A 13,775-nucleotide genomic window follows, 5' to 3' on the forward strand; every position below is an offset into this window, starting at 1 on the left:
GGGGAGTCGTACATGGATAAGTCGTCGATCATTGGTGTCATATTAGCGATCATTGCGGTAGGAGTCGGGATGGTGTTTAAAGGCGTAAGTGTGAGCGCGCTTGCCAATCCAGCAGCGATCTTAATTATAATAGTGGGTACTGTCGCAGCGGTGACAATTGCTTTTCCTGCAAAAGAGTTGAAGAAAGTGCCCAAGCTTTTCAAGATCTTATTCAAGGAACAGGAAAGTGCCGACTTACCATCCTTGATTCGTTTATTTTCTGAATGGGCTCAGCTGGCACGGAAAGAAGGTTTGCTTGCACTAGAAGCGAAAACAAGTGAAATTGATGATGAATTTCTCAAGAATGGACTTTCGCTTGCGGTAGACGGCCAGAGCGCTGATTATATCAGGGACGTATTAACAGAAGAAGTGGAAGCGATGGAGGAACGCCACCTTTCAGGAGCGGCTATTTTTACCCAGGCTGGCACATATGCCCCGACACTGGGTGTTCTTGGTGCGGTAGTTGGTTTGATTGCAGCGCTGAGTCATATGGACAATACAGATGAGTTAGGTAAAGCGATCAGTGCAGCTTTCGTTGCAACATTATTGGGGATTTTCACTGGTTATGTTTTATGGCATCCATTTGCCAATAAATTGAAGAGAAAATCAAAGCAAGAAGCACAAGTAAAATACATGATGATAGAGGGAATCCTCTCAATCCTTGAAGGGGAAGCACCAAGAGTGATTGAACAAAAACTTGCTTCTTATTTGCCAGCAGGCGAACGGAAACTGATCCTTGAGGAAAGCGGCGTGGCGAAGGATGAGTAGGAAAAGGAAGAAGAAACATCACGAAGAGCATATGGACGAGTCCTGGCTGATTCCGTATGCGGATTTGCTCACCCTCCTTCTGGCACTATTCATCGTTTTGTTTGCGATGAGCTCGGTTGATGCCGTCAAATTCCAGCAGCTATCAAAGGCATTCAACGATGTATTCGCCGGGGGGACAGGGGTATTCGAGTTCCAGAGTCCGATGCCTGAAGGTCAGATGGAATCGCCGGACGTGCGCAAGGAAGATGTCGAAAAGAATGATCAGGATGAAATCGCCAAGGATCAAATGGAGCTTCTGGCCATCCAGCAGAAGGTCAACTCTTATATAAAAGAGAAAAGGCTGACAGATAAATTGGATACGAAGCTGACAGATGAGGGACTGCTGCTGACGATCCGTGACAATGTCCTGTTTGAATCGGGACGGGCAGAGGTCCGTACTACCGACATAAATATCGCCAACGAAATCGCGGACTTGCTGGTCATGGAGCCTCCGCGCAATATCATTATCAGTGGTCACACGGATAATGTACCAATCAGGACAGCCAGATATGAATCGAACTGGGAACTCAGCGTCATGCGTGCTGTCGAATTCATGAAGATCATTTTGAAAAATGAACAGCTTGACCCACGCTGGTTCAGCGCCAAGGGTTTCGGTGAGTTCCAGCCAGTCGCCACGAATGATACTGTCGAAGGCAAAGCAAGGAACAGACGGGTAGAAATTTTAATCCTTCCGCGGACTAGCAATAATCCGGGACAATAAGACGAACAACCGCTGCCATGTTACTTGGCGGCGGTTTTTATTTTTCAAAAGGTATTTTCATAAATTTGGATATTTGCTATGATTTAGGAATCCAAATTTACGAGGTAAAAAGAGATGAATAAACTTAATAACTATTACCGGCAATTCCACCCGATTGTCTGGGTGCTGCTGAGCGGGACTGTTCTCGCAAGAGGTTCAGCGTTTGCTACACTGCCGTTCCTTGCTATCTACCTTTCAAGGAATCTTGATTTGCACCCTGTTTTGATCGGGATCACGATTGGTATCAGTCCGTTATCAGGTGTAATTGGCGGCTTTCTGGGCGGCCAATTATCAGACAGATACGGCCGCAAGCCAGTCATGATAGGTTCCTTGTTTTCAATGTCGCTAGTCTATTTTGGCTTCATGGTTGCTGATACACCAGGCTGGTTCATTATCCTTAATGCATTGAATGGTTTGAGCGGGTCATTTTTCGAACCAACGAGCCAGGCGCTGATTGCCGATTTGACGGAAAAGAGCAAGCGAATGAGAGCCTTCTCTCTAAGGTATACAGCGATCAATATCGGAGCATCGGTCGGTCCGCTGCTCGGTGCCTATCTTGCAGTGGTTTCAGCTAAATCAGCTTTCATGGTGACAGGGATCATGTATTTCATCTATGTACTGATTCTGGCGCTGATGATGAAAAAATACCAGCTGGGAAATCCGGCAGGTGAAATGGCCTCTAAAGTCACGATTGCCAGCTCCCTGAAGATCATTAGCAAAGATAAGGCGTTAAGGTATTTAATATTAGGAACCATCATCATTAACTTTGGATACTCCCAGATGGAATCGAATGTTCCTCAATATCTTGAGTCTTCGATTGCGAACGGAGTATTCGTTTATTCCGTGATGTTGTCCATCAATGCAATTATGGTCGTGTTGCTGCAGATGCCGATCAGCCACTTTGCAGAAAAATTCAAGACGATGCAGGTGATGATGGCAGGAGCAGTCTTCCTGTCGGCGGGCATGCTGGCATTCGGGTTTGTAACGGGTTGGTATACTGGCATACTGGCAATCGTCTTCATCACAATAGGGGAAATCTTGATCTTCCCCTCTAGCAGCTATCTTGTCGACCAGCTCGCAACAGATGAACTTCGGGGAACCTATTTCGGGGCAGCTCAGTTCCGGAGAATCGGCCATTTTCTCGGTCCGATTGCGGGAGGATATTTATTGAATGAAGCAGGAGGAACTGTTTTATTCTCGTTCATCGCCCTTGCAGTACTCGGTAGTATCATCTTTTTCAATCAGGGGAACAAGATATTTGTGAAAACAGCTGCAACAGTCGTTAAAGGATGATAAAAAAGCAAGATTCCTTGTGGAATCTTGCCTTTTTTTTGCAGTCTCGCTGTATATCAGGCATTAGTGCCTCGAAAAGTTAGGTTGAAAGGGCAGTTTTTTTAGCGGGGGAACCTTTATATATCGAAAATTTAATTTATATAGCGACTTTTTTATTTATATAGCGAAAAACTCCATTTTATAGCGAATTTTTCAATATTATAGCGAAAAATTCTTTTTTATAGCGAAATGGTAATTGTATGTCTTAATTACCATCTTTCTGTAAAAAAGCCGCCGTCATTCGGCTTCCTGTTCCGGTGTATCCGGCTGGCACATTTTATCGATACCGACACCGATCACGAGCATCATAGCAATCGGAATGGAGAAGTTTAAAATATGAACAATAGTCATGTCCAAGTCCTCCCTTAACCTTAAAAAGGTTTACATATTAATAACATTATATTGCATTTGTCACAGAATAGACACATTTACTTTTGATTATTCTGAAAACTTCGCAATTCTACCGAGTTAACTTCTATTTTCACTATAATTCTCATTTTTAACTTCAACGATTCCCAACAAATATTTCAAGGTTTCATCACATTTATTTGCTAGTTTTAAAAAGAGAATAATGCCGGGAGGAGGCAGCTGTATGTGGAGGCTGAAAAAGCCATTTGCAATCTATATCTTTTTGCTTCTTTTGCTCGTCCCTGTTAATGCCTTTGCCGAAGAGTTCAGAGTGGAGAGCGGCCGATCGATCCAGAGTGCCGTCGAAGATGCTGGAAATGGGGATACCATCCTGGTCTCTCCTGGAGTATATAAAGAAAATGTGATGATCGATAAGGAAATCACCATAAAAGGAGAAGAAGGAGCGATAATTGATGGCGGCGGAAAAGGAAATGTCATCATCGTCACAGCTTCAAATGTGGTTCTTGAAGGACTCACGATCCAGAATGGCGGTACTGGTCAGGAAGACAGCGGGATCTTCATTAAAAAAGCCCATCATAATGTGATCAAGAACAATACATTGAAAAATGTCCAGAATGGAATTTATATAGCGAACAGCAATGAAAACAAGCTGCTTGGCAATCGCATTGCAAGCAATGAATCTCATTTCTCTGAGCGTGGGAACGGAATCCATATGTTTAAGGGAGAGGGCCATTTGCTGAAAGAGAATGAAATTGCCAAGGTTCAGGATGGAATTTATTTTGATTTTACGAAAGGCATCAAGCTGCAAGGGAATCACATCAGTGAATCCCGCTATGGCATGCATTTTATGTTCAGTGAAGGCATACTGGCGGAAAGAAACCATGTAGAAAAAAATGTGACCGGCCTCATGGTGATGGACTCAGCACGCATTGATTTTATTGAAAACAAGGTGACCGACCACTTTCACTTCCGCGGCTATGGAATCCTGATTTATGAAACAAAAGAGGTCCTCGTTGAGGGCAATGAAATACTTCGGAACAGCACAGGACTGTCCCTGGAATATGGGGTCGATACCCTGATCAACAGGAATCAGATTGCCGCCAATCAAGTTGGCCTTGAATTCATGGGAAAGAATGAAAATAACACTTTTTCCAAAAACAATTTTATTGGAAATGTCGTCCAATCAAAGATATCAGGGGAAGATATGAGGCTCGATGATGGAGTGAAGGGAAATTACTGGGATGACTACAGCAGTTTTGACCTTTCAGGTGATGGTGTGGGAGAAGAAGCATACAAGGCAGGGTCTCTGTACGATCGCCTTTTGCGCAAACAGCCTTACTGGCAATTCTTTTTTGAAAGTCCATCGATCAAGCTGTGGACCAAGGCGGAAGCGTTGTTTCCATCGTTTGGATCAGCAGATGTGTATGATGCCCGCCCGCTCATCGAACCAGTTATCATGCTTCAGGAAACCGAACAGCTCAGTAAAGACCGCGGAATCCCCGGAATTATAGGCATATTGTTTATTTTGTTCTCGATACTTGTCATTGTGAAAGGAAGGAAACTGCGATGATCAAAAAGCTTGGAGTTTTATTGATAATGTCAGCAGCGGTAATATCGGGCTGCAATAACAGCACGATGGAACCGGAGGAAATCAACCCGGAAATTGATGTGTGTGAGGTGTGCAATATGGGTCTTGCACATGAGCACTATGCTACTGAGGTCGTCACTGCTGATGGGGAAGTGTATAAATTTGATGATATAGGATGTATGGATGAATTCATGGAGATGGAGGCACATCTCAAGGAAGAAAATGCTTCAAAAAAATATGTGCGTGATGTGGACACAGGGGAATGGGTCGAGCTTGAAGAAGCCTTCCATGCGTACCACCCTGATTTCTGGACGCCAATGGCGAATGGTGTTGTCAGTTTCAAGGATAAAGAGAGCGCTGAAAACTATGTTAATGAACAGGGAATGGGCGAAGTGCTGGATTATGAGTCATTAGAGAATCATGAGTGGAGTTGGGAGCAATGAGGTACATCGCGAGGCAGCAAATGACCTTGATGATGAGAAGCCATTGGCTTGCCGGCTTTGGCTTATTGTTCTCATCCCTGGCTGTGATGGTCGCGTTCCTAGGCAATACCGGCGGGACTGGATTTGATGGTTTTAACCGGATGACGGCCAGCTTGCTGAATATCAACTTACTGCTGATTCCCTTGCTGTCTTTGCTGATCGGCAGCCTGTTTCTGTCAGGCGAAAAGGAAGACCGTGGGCTGCTACTGCTGCTGACCTATCCGATCTCGCCGTGGTCGGTTATCCTTGGAAAGTATGCAGGACTATTCGTTTCCGTCTGGTCTGTTTTGACGTTTGGATATGGTGCAGCCTTGCTCGTCATTTTCTTCGCCGGCGGAGGAGTCTCTGTTTCCTTGCTGATATTATTTTATCTATATTCAATCCTGCTCGCGGCTATCTTCCTGTCGCTGGCAATGATGATTGGCATAATCGCTAAAACGCGATTCCAGGCACTGGGGATAAGCCTGATTGTCTGGGCTTTCCTTGTGCTTTTCTATGAATTTATCATTATGGGATTAAGCATGTTCTTGATGAAGCAATGGCTGCTGACAATGCTGACTGTGTCCATCTTTCTGAATCCGGTGGAGTTGATCCGTGTCCAGTCAATTTTGTCGCTGGACGGAGCATCAGTATTCGGTCCGCGCTTATATGATCTAACTATCTGGGCAGATGGATGGATTGGGAAAACGTTGTTTGTACTTGCCGTTTTGCTCTGGACGGTACTGCCTGTCCTATACACAGTGTACAGGACGAAACGGGGGGTTAGTGATGAATAGCAGCGAATGGATCAGGATTGAAGGACTGGCAAAACATTATAGTGAGACGAAAAAGATTACCGACATTAACTTGACCATCAACAAGCCTGAAGTCTTTGCGTTATGCGGCGGAAACGGCGCGGGCAAGAGTACGTTGATTAAGATGCTTACAGGGATGATGAAACCAACTGCCGGAAAAATTCTGATGGACGGTAAGGTAATCGACCCGCAAAAACAAGGATTCAAAAAATTATTTTCCTATATGCCGGATGAAATGCTCTTTCCCCGCCAGCTGACAGGTTTGGAGATTTTGACCTTTTTTGCAAGGTTAAGAGGAATAACTGATGAAAAAGTTATGGAAGCTCTTAAGCAGGTTGGGTTATTTGAAGTACGAAATATGCAGATTAAACAATACTCTAAAGGAATGCAGCAACGTCTCTCACTGGCGCAAGCGCTATTGCCGGATGTCCCTCTTCGGATCCTTGATGAACCTACCAATGGGCTGGATCCATTGTGGGTGTTCCGCTTCAAGGAAATTATCCTGGAAGAGAAAAAGCAGGGCAGGACGATTCTTTTTACTACTCACATCCTTAGTCTCGTTGAGGAATTGGCAGACAGGGCTGCGTTCATGCAGGAGGGGCAGCTGCAGTATTGTGATTCAGTAACATCACTTGTAGAAAATAACGGTGTCTATACGCCGCTTGAAAAAGTCTTCTTTCATTAATTCTTGATTGTTTCCGGAGTTCGAGTGAAAATCGATCCTACATGCAATGCAAAAAAATCCCGGCGCTGATTTCGGCACCGGGATTTATTAAAGTGTTCATGGCCTTTCGAGACTCCACTAACTTAATGGCCGCTTTCCTCTTCGCCTTCGCCATCCATATCATTTTCCTGATCCTTATCCATATCCATGCTATCGCTGTTCATCTTCATTTTTTTCATGTAGCGTTCTTTAGAGATTTGGTCAATCTGTTCCCATGATGCCATTGCGGGATTCTTGCCGTTGTTTTCTGAAATGAATTTCTCGGCGCTTTCATTATCCTTGAAGAAAGCATAGCCATATTTCATAGGTGTTTTCAGATCTGCTTTCACAGGAATCGAGGAATTGGCATCGATCCATTCAGATGTAATGTAATCGCGTACCCACTTTTCTTCAAATTCGACATCATCACGCCGTGTGATATTCAACAGACATCCGGAGTCGTCAAAGAATACATACTCTCCGTCTTTCGTTTTGGCCTGAGCTGTAAAAACACCCATTGGGTCAGCTTCCTCGTATACCTTCATATTGCAGAAGGCACAAACATCATCAGCGCCGGGTTCATGAGGACCATCTCCATGATCATCCTCCTCGTGTTTCACTTCCGTTGCCGCAGTCTCCTGACCGTCTTTCTGCTCCTTTTCAGCTGCTTCATCTCCGCAGGCAGAAACAATTATCATTAAAAAGAATGCCATCATGACAGCAGATAATTTCTTCATTTTATTCTCCTCCTTTGATCGATTTATATCCTATCAAGGAGTTGTGATTAAAATGCGAAAAATCAATGGTGAAAACGTGATAAGCTCACTGTTTTTATGAATATTTTGTGACAATTATTCCACCATCGTATATGGTTTGCCAGATTGCAGTGGCTGAACGACTAATTATGTACTTTATTAGTTCAAACTATATCCTTTTGTGTTCCTGAAGCACAATGAATGTGAAAATAGATGGTCTAAAGAGCGAGCTTGCATTGTAATTTATATAAAAGCTTTACTGTTTATCCTGTTTATTCATGCTTTTAAACTTCATGAAATCCAGATAGTAAGCAAAGTCTTCCTTGCTGATTCCATTTTTTATTGCCTCATCAACGAGTCCAGCCCATTCCTCATCAACAGGTATCATTTGCTGTCCCATTAAATACTCAACCGTTGTATCAAGATTGTCTGCTAGTCTGGAAAGCACCTGTAGAGAGGGGTTTCCCTGGATCCCCCTTTCGATGTAACTGAGATAGGATTTGGACACATTCGCTTTTTCTGAGAGTTCGCTAATAGAATACTTTTTTTCAAGCCTTAAGCTTTTAATTTTCTCGCCTACGCTCATATGGGAAGCTCCTTTAATTCACTATTAATTCATTATAACGAACAAAACAGTTCTTTTAAAAATACAAGAAACTGAGATAAACGGAGTATTTTCTTAAAAAAGAACGATTTTTGTTCTTTTTTAAGAAAATTAGCCATATTTTAGACTTTTTCAGAATTGGTACAAATGAACTATACTTCAATGGAATAATGCAGCAAGTCACTTAAAAAAGGGGGCTGGATGGCCGTGTACAGAAAAAATTGTGATCGATGCAATCGTCCTTCGTTTAGCAGCAGCGAGGTTGGGGAGTGGCTGTGCCCGATTTGCGGAAATGATTTAACAAGGTATCCTTTCTTTAATGCCGTCAGCCTTGAAAAAGTGGCCATTTTATCAAACTGGAAAAAGCAAAGGTATAAGAAATCTACCCACCCATAAGTTTATGGGGGTAAATAAATAAAAAGAGTTCAACAATTAAAGATATTATTTGACAAAATATAGTGTTTAAATGGTTGTAATTTTCAGAAAAATACTATTTCTAGCTGTGATTTTGTAATTGTTTGGAAGAAAAAAGAAAAAAACCTTCTAATGCTGGCGACAAATAGTTACATGTTAAATATATAGAACAAGGTACAATGACATTGGGAGTTAAGAAGTGAGTAAAAAGATACAGAAAAAGGCAAACTTGTTGAAAAACTAGGACGCAAAGTCACGGATCTAAGGTGCAATCGACTATGATGGCCGGACTGCCTGGAATACTAACTGTATTTTGGGGGGAAGAACTTGATTAAAGAGCAGGTAGTTTTCGAAGAACTGGATACAGAATGGATGCAGCTTATAATGGAAGCATTAGAAATGGGAATTAACAAAGAAGAAATCAGGGAATTTTTAATGAAGACAAAAAATAGCTAAGTGATTTATACATAGACAGTTTAAGTGAAATCGAGCAGCTCTTATGGAGGTGCTTTTATTTTTTGCATGAAAAAGGACAGCCATTAAAGCTGTCCTTAAAATTATTTATTGTTGAGTCTCCATTTATTGAATTCCAGGAACTCACGGAATTGGTCTTTTGTGATTCCTGAATCCATTGCATCTTTTACAAGATTGACCCAGTCTGAATCCATGTTCTCTTTATCGGGCTGCTCATGAATGAGATGGTCCACCGGTACATTCAGTACTCCAGCTATCTTTTCTAAAAATTGGATTGAAGGATTTGTTTGAAGATTTCGCTCCAGGGAACTCAAATATGATTTGGCCACGCCAGCTTGTTCTGCCAATTCGGATAGGGACATTCTTTTCTCTTGTCGAAGTTTTTTGACGCGTTCACCGATCAATGTTATCCACACCTTATCAATTTATAGTTATATCATAACAAATCTGATAAAATAGTTCCATATTGAGAACAACTTATAGAACAATTATAACCAAACACAAACTATTTTTCGTCTGCTTTTATTAAAAAACATGTTGGGAAAAAACTCGTTGCTTTTATATCGGCCATTGAAGTGGTCAGTTGTACATCATTTTATGGATTGTTTATGAAAAATCCATACACAGTTGTCCATTGTATTCAAACGGACATAAAAAAGGTAAAATGGTAGCAATCAGACAAGGTACGGTGATGTTTTATGCAGAAAAAGTATTTATTGATCTATGAAGAAATTTCGAAACAGATCCAGGAAGGAGCTTATCCTCCTAAAACAATTTTGCCATCCGAAAACGAATTCGCGGATATGTACCAAACTTCGAGGGAAACCATCCGCAAAGCACTGAATCTGCTTGCTCAAAATGGATTCATCCAAAAAATTCGCGGCAAAGGTTCGCTTGTACTGGATTTGAAAAGACATCAGTTTCCGATAACCGGATTAATCAGTTTCAAAGAACTGGCGAAGAACATGGGCGGAAAAGCGAAAACGACTGTGGAAGAATTCACTCTCGAGCTCGCAGGCCGGGAAATTGCCAGGGAATTGAATATAGCTGATGATGAAAAGGTTTGGAAGGTAAAAAGAGTCCGGCATATTGATGAAGAACGAGTGATTCTCGATAAGGATTATCTCGTAGAAAGGCATGTGCCAGGACTGTCGAGCGAGAAATGCGAAAACTCGATATTTGAGTACATTGAAGGTCAGCTTGAGAAGAAAATCAGCTTTGCGAAGAAAGAATTCACGGTGGAGGAACCCAGTGGGGAAGACCGGAAGCTTCTTGATATGGAAGGATTTCATGCAATCGTCATCGTGAAAAACTATATTTATTTTGATGACGCGACCCTGTTCCAATATACAGAATCAAGGCACCGTCCCGACAAGTTCCGGTTCGTTGATTTTGCCAGACGGATGGATACACAGACTCTATGAAAAAAAGAAGCTGCCATTGATGCCGGATTAACCAGGCAATCAAATGGCAGCTTTTATTTTTAGTAAAGAAAATAGATATTTCACTTAGAGGCGTTCCCTGCTCCATGCATTCTTCTGATTAATGTTTCGGGTACTTCCCGACAAGATGGATGGCGCTTATGATTCTCTTATTGATCCAGGTCCTGTTTTCCTGGGTATTAAGCTGTTCATAGACCATCTTCCGGCCGTCTTCTGTAGTGACATAGTGACTTGGAAGAGTGTTCAGGCTGATGGCGATGATATCGTTCCGGCATTTCTGGCAATTGCAGAAAGTCTGGTAATCCGGGCTCATCATCAGCACATTGACAAGAGTCGAAACGACCTCTTCCATTACATTGATATAACTAAATTTCATGATGCCTCTCTCCCTATTGATGTCCTAAGTTAAATTATAGTTGAATGACAGAAATATAAAATCTTTTTTTTATCTTTGCTATAAGATAGGTCGAATTACACTGAATTATATAAAAAAATGGAAATACAGCTGGATGTTTCATAGTTGGAGGACAGGGAATTTTAGATAGTGGAGAATTTTTAAAAAGGAGATGTTGAAACTATGGGTAAAAAAATTGCCTGTGTAATAACAGATTTATTTGAAGATGTAGAATATCTTGAGCCTTCACGAGCTTTTACCGAAGCAGGGCATGAAGTTGTAACAATCGAAAAAGAAAAAGGGAAGACCGTAAAAGGCAAGCAGGGTAAAGCCGAGGTCAAGATTGACGAGAGCATTGACAACGTCAAGCCGGAAGATTTCGATGCATTATTCATTCCTGGCGGCTTCTCTCCGGACCAGCTGCGTGAGGATGAGCGATTCGTGGAATTCGCCAAGTACTTCATGGATGAGAAGAAGCCAGTCTTCGCGATCTGCCATGGACCTCAGCTGCTGTTGACAGCCAAGACACTCGAAGGCAGAGGCGCGACAGGCTACAAGTCCATCCGCGTCGACATGGAATATGCCGGAGCGAAATACATGGATAAAGAAGTCGTCGTATGCTGCAATCAGCTGGTAACAAGCAGGGAGCCGAAGGATATCCCGGCGTTCAATCGCGAAGCACTAAAAGTGCTGGAAAGATAATATTAAGAACCCTTTTGCTGAAGCAGAAGGGTTTTTTACTGCGTGCGTGCCCAGGTAAGCCGTTAATTGCTAGTTGGTGAAAGTCCAATCTGAGTAAGTGCCAAGACGCTCAGTAGCTGACAGGCAGCTGGTGGAGAAATCCTAAGGTTGAAGCCCTGTGACAAAGTAACTCCCTCCGCGGAGTGCGAGCGACCTGACAGGTTGTAACATAAAGTGAATCCTGCCGTCTCGTCAAAAGAACCTGCTCTCGGGCAGCCAAAGAGATGTCGAGCCTTGATGTAGTAGGCGAAGACCATGGAAGGTGTGAGGAACTTGGAAACAACACCGAAGAATCTCTCGGGGTAAGGGGAGCGACATGTCAGGAAAGTAATTAACGGAACTGGGGATACCCTCCTCGTCACTTTCTTATGAAAGTAAAGCTGAAACCTATAAGTGAAAACGAAGTGGTGAAGGGATGAGAGGGAGTCGGAAGGGGTCATAGTACCAATGATGACAATGACAACACAACATTGTCTAGGGAAGGACGGCGAATGCCAGTACCCTACTTCGTTCATATGTCCAAAGGAGGTAAGAGTCAGTGAATGCCAGGAAAATGGCTAACTACACCAATAATGATAAAGCTCAAGAACTCTGGAAGACGTTATATCTTTGTGCTAAGGAAAGTTCATCTCGAAGATTTCACGCACTATATGACAAGATTCATCGGCCTGACATCTTATGGGAAGCATGGCAGAATGTGAAACGGAAGAAAGGAAGTGGCGGTGTCGACGGACAGACGATTGAACAAATCGTCCTGGATTACGGGGAAAGGAAGTTCATGAATGAAATCTTCCTTGAACTGAAAGAGAAACGTTACCATCCTAGTCCGGTGCTCCGTACCTTTATTCCGAAGGAAGACGGAAAACAGCGTCCACTGGGAATTCCAACAATTAAAGACCGGGTAGTCCAGACGGCAACGAAAATGGTCATTGAACCGATATTCGAGGCTGATTTCCATGACTGCTCATTTGGATTCCGTCCGAAAAAGAATGCCCATCAAGCCATGGCGAAAATCAGGAAAGCGAGTAAGAACTGCTTTTGGGTAGTCGACGTCGATATCCAAGGGTACTTCGACAATATCAATCAAGGAAAACTGATGAAACTTCTGGAACAACGCATAAGTGACAGAAGGGTATTGAAACTGATTCGCAAATGGCTGGAAGCCGGCATCATGGAGGAAGGAAACATCAGGAATCCGACAACAGGAACCCCTCAAGGTGGTGTCATCTCTCCATTACTCGCCAATATCTATTTAAATGTCATGGATAAATTATGGCAGGAGAGATTTGGAGAACTCGGAGAATTGATCCGGTATGCGGACGACTTCGTCATCATGTGTAAAACGAAGAAACAAGCAATGGAAACCATCCGAGTCATCCAGGCGATCATGGGGAAGCTGGATTTGACCATCAATCGGGATAAATCCAGACTGGTCAATATTTGGAATGACACAGACGGATTCGATTTCCTTGGCTTCCATAATCGAAAATTCCCTATCCGCCGTAAAGGCGGCAACACGTTCTATGTCATGAACCACATACCGAAAAGGAATGCCCTGAAGAAAATGCGAGCGAAAATAAAAGCATACACGGAACCGAGAAACAAACTTTACTTGGATATCTGTGACTTGGTCAAAGGCTTGAACAGGAAGTTACAAGGGTTCAAGAACTATTACCAACTTTCACCGCAAGGAAAGAAATGGCTGAATCGCATTGACTGGTATGTTCTTGAGAGATTGGTCTTGTTTTACAACAAAAAAGAAGAACAATCCCAAGAAGCACGGGAACCTGAAAGATGTAAGGAAAGAAGTTGAACATATATTAGTGAAATTGGCGAGTTAGACCAGTACGTACTGCCAAAGAAAGAAGAACGTCGGAAAGCCGTATGAGGGAAAACCTCACGTACGGTTTGATGAGGAGGAGCTGAAAGTAAAAGAAGAAGCCAGGAAGGCTCCCTCTTTGAAATCAGTTTCTTACTCTACTTGGAAACTGGAAAAAACGCGTGGAATTTCCAATTCGCTATAAAAACTAAAATTTCGCTATAAAAATGAAAAAGTCGCTATAAAAAAGAAATTTTC

General features: G+C 42.7%; 16 protein-coding genes and 1 riboswitch. Of the genes, 12 read left to right on the forward strand and 4 right to left on the reverse strand.

Translation table 11 applies throughout. The features are described from left to right. Nucleotides 1-12 precede the first annotated feature (12 nt). From motA to FOF60_RS04205, 7 genes are all read left to right on the forward strand, one after another. The gene (gene motA / locus FOF60_RS04175) at nucleotides 13-807 is read left to right on the forward strand and encodes a flagellar motor stator protein MotA (RefSeq protein WP_192469631.1); all 795 of its coding nucleotides are present in this window, start codon (nucleotides 13-15) and stop codon (nucleotides 805-807) included. Beyond that, on the forward strand, nucleotides 800-1,567 hold the full coding sequence (motB, locus tag FOF60_RS04180; RefSeq protein ID WP_192469630.1) for a flagellar motor protein MotB: 768 nt from the start codon (nucleotides 800-802) through the stop codon (nucleotides 1,565-1,567). The genes motA and motB overlap by 8 nt, the downstream gene beginning before the upstream one ends. A 114-nt stretch (nucleotides 1,568-1,681) precedes the next feature. Beyond that, nucleotides 1,682-2,899, forward strand: a complete 1,218-nt coding sequence (locus FOF60_RS04185; protein ID WP_192469629.1) for an MDR family MFS transporter — start codon at nucleotides 1,682-1,684, stop codon at nucleotides 2,897-2,899. A gap of 631 nt (nucleotides 2,900-3,530) precedes the next feature. Next, entirely contained in the window at nucleotides 3,531-4,877 is a 1,347-nt protein-coding gene (nosD, locus tag FOF60_RS04190; protein WP_192469628.1) for a nitrous oxide reductase family maturation protein NosD, read from the forward strand. After that, nucleotides 4,874-5,338: a nitrous oxide reductase accessory protein NosL gene (locus FOF60_RS04195; protein ID WP_192469627.1), complete on the forward strand. Its 465-nt coding sequence runs from the start codon at nucleotides 4,874-4,876 to the stop codon at nucleotides 5,336-5,338. The genes nosD and FOF60_RS04195 overlap by 4 nt, the downstream gene beginning before the upstream one ends. Next, nucleotides 5,335-6,153, forward strand: coding sequence for an ABC transporter permease (locus FOF60_RS04200; RefSeq protein ID WP_192469626.1), 819 nt, complete (start codon nucleotides 5,335-5,337; stop codon nucleotides 6,151-6,153). The genes FOF60_RS04195 and FOF60_RS04200 overlap by 4 nt, the downstream gene beginning before the upstream one ends. Continuing rightward, nucleotides 6,146-6,856, forward strand: a complete 711-nt coding sequence (locus FOF60_RS04205) for an ABC transporter ATP-binding protein (RefSeq protein ID WP_192469625.1) — start codon at nucleotides 6,146-6,148, stop codon at nucleotides 6,854-6,856. Before FOF60_RS04200 ends, FOF60_RS04205 begins: the two co-directional genes overlap by 8 nt. 122 nt (nucleotides 6,857-6,978) lie before the next feature. Here the strand turns inward: FOF60_RS04205 and FOF60_RS04210 are convergent, their stop codons facing one another. Then, nucleotides 6,979-7,611: a nitrous oxide reductase accessory protein NosL gene (locus FOF60_RS04210; RefSeq protein WP_192469624.1), complete on the reverse strand. Its 633-nt coding sequence runs from the start codon at nucleotides 7,609-7,611 to the stop codon at nucleotides 6,979-6,981. Between the two features lie 274 nt (nucleotides 7,612-7,885). Further along, nucleotides 7,886-8,215: a helix-turn-helix domain-containing protein gene (locus tag FOF60_RS04215; RefSeq protein WP_192469623.1), complete on the reverse strand. Its 330-nt coding sequence runs from the start codon at nucleotides 8,213-8,215 to the stop codon at nucleotides 7,886-7,888. 225 nt (nucleotides 8,216-8,440) lie between these two features. Here FOF60_RS04215 and FOF60_RS04220 point away from each other — a divergent pair, with 225 nt between their 5' ends. Both FOF60_RS04220 and FOF60_RS04225 read left to right on the forward strand, forming a co-directional pair. Further along, nucleotides 8,441-8,629 (forward strand): hypothetical protein, encoded by a 189-nt coding sequence (locus tag FOF60_RS04220; RefSeq protein ID WP_192469622.1) that lies wholly within the window; start codon nucleotides 8,441-8,443, stop codon nucleotides 8,627-8,629. Between the two features lie 230 nt (nucleotides 8,630-8,859). Next, a riboswitch (cyclic di-GMP riboswitch) is annotated at nucleotides 8,860-8,945 on the forward strand. A gap of 29 nt (nucleotides 8,946-8,974) precedes the next feature. After that, nucleotides 8,975-9,103 carry an anti-repressor SinI family protein gene (locus tag FOF60_RS04225; RefSeq protein WP_192469621.1) on the forward strand — a complete coding sequence of 43 codons (129 nt, stop codon included), beginning with the start codon at nucleotides 8,975-8,977 and terminating at the stop codon, nucleotides 9,101-9,103. Nucleotides 9,104-9,204: 101 nt separating this feature from the next. Here the strand turns inward: FOF60_RS04225 and FOF60_RS04230 are convergent, their stop codons facing one another. Further along, nucleotides 9,205-9,525: a helix-turn-helix domain-containing protein gene (locus FOF60_RS04230; RefSeq protein ID WP_192469620.1), complete on the reverse strand. Its 321-nt coding sequence runs from the start codon at nucleotides 9,523-9,525 to the stop codon at nucleotides 9,205-9,207. 294 nt (nucleotides 9,526-9,819) lie between these two features. Here FOF60_RS04230 and treR point away from each other — a divergent pair, with 294 nt between their 5' ends. Then, nucleotides 9,820-10,545 (forward strand): trehalose operon repressor, encoded by a 726-nt coding sequence (gene treR, locus FOF60_RS04235; RefSeq protein WP_192469619.1) that lies wholly within the window; start codon nucleotides 9,820-9,822, stop codon nucleotides 10,543-10,545. 118 nt (nucleotides 10,546-10,663) lie between these two features. Here the strand turns inward: treR and FOF60_RS04240 are convergent, their stop codons facing one another. Next, nucleotides 10,664-10,939, reverse strand: a complete 276-nt coding sequence (locus tag FOF60_RS04240) for a late competence development ComFB family protein (RefSeq protein WP_225649759.1) — start codon at nucleotides 10,937-10,939, stop codon at nucleotides 10,664-10,666. A gap of 201 nt (nucleotides 10,940-11,140) precedes the next feature. Here FOF60_RS04240 and FOF60_RS04245 point away from each other — a divergent pair, with 201 nt between their 5' ends. Together FOF60_RS04245 and ltrA are read left to right on the forward strand one after the other, a co-directional pair. After that, complete coding sequence (locus tag FOF60_RS04245; protein ID WP_192469618.1) at nucleotides 11,141-11,659, forward strand: type 1 glutamine amidotransferase domain-containing protein; 519 nt, start codon at nucleotides 11,141-11,143, stop codon at nucleotides 11,657-11,659. A gap of 577 nt (nucleotides 11,660-12,236) precedes the next feature. Next, nucleotides 12,237-13,511, forward strand: coding sequence for a group II intron reverse transcriptase/maturase (gene ltrA, locus FOF60_RS04250; protein WP_264647641.1), 1,275 nt, complete (start codon nucleotides 12,237-12,239; stop codon nucleotides 13,509-13,511). Nucleotides 13,512-13,775: the final 264 nt, after the last annotated feature.

Source organism: Mesobacillus jeotgali (assembly GCF_014856545.2).
Taxonomy (GTDB): Bacteria; Bacillota; Bacilli; order Bacillales; family Cytobacillaceae; genus Mesobacillus.

Excerpts from the sequence above, each read along its gene's own strand:
- motA (WP_192469631.1), top strand. The coding sequence starts at position 13 with ATGGATAAGTCGTCGATCATTGGTGTCATATTAGCGATCATTGCGGTA.
- FOF60_RS04200 (WP_192469626.1), top strand. The coding sequence starts at position 5,335 with ATGAGGTACATCGCGAGGCAGCAAATGACCTTGATGATGAGAAGCCAT.
- FOF60_RS04195 (WP_192469627.1), top strand. The coding sequence starts at position 4,874 with ATGATCAAAAAGCTTGGAGTTTTATTGATAATGTCAGCAGCGGTAATA.
- nosD (WP_192469628.1), top strand. The coding sequence starts at position 3,531 with ATGTGGAGGCTGAAAAAGCCATTTGCAATCTATATCTTTTTGCTTCTT.
- FOF60_RS04240 (WP_225649759.1), bottom strand. The coding sequence starts at position 10,939 with ATGAAATTTAGTTATATCAATGTAATGGAAGAGGTCGTTTCGACTCTT.
- FOF60_RS04185 (WP_192469629.1), top strand. The coding sequence starts at position 1,682 with ATGAATAAACTTAATAACTATTACCGGCAATTCCACCCGATTGTCTGG.
- treR (WP_192469619.1), top strand. The coding sequence starts at position 9,820 with ATGCAGAAAAAGTATTTATTGATCTATGAAGAAATTTCGAAACAGATC.
- FOF60_RS04215 (WP_192469623.1), bottom strand. The coding sequence starts at position 8,215 with ATGAGCGTAGGCGAGAAAATTAAAAGCTTAAGGCTTGAAAAAAAGTAT.
- motB (WP_192469630.1), top strand. The coding sequence starts at position 800 with ATGAGTAGGAAAAGGAAGAAGAAACATCACGAAGAGCATATGGACGAG.
- FOF60_RS04245 (WP_192469618.1), top strand. The coding sequence starts at position 11,141 with ATGGGTAAAAAAATTGCCTGTGTAATAACAGATTTATTTGAAGATGTA.
- FOF60_RS04205 (WP_192469625.1), top strand. The coding sequence starts at position 6,146 with ATGAATAGCAGCGAATGGATCAGGATTGAAGGACTGGCAAAACATTAT.
- FOF60_RS04210 (WP_192469624.1), bottom strand. The coding sequence starts at position 7,611 with ATGAAGAAATTATCTGCTGTCATGATGGCATTCTTTTTAATGATAATT.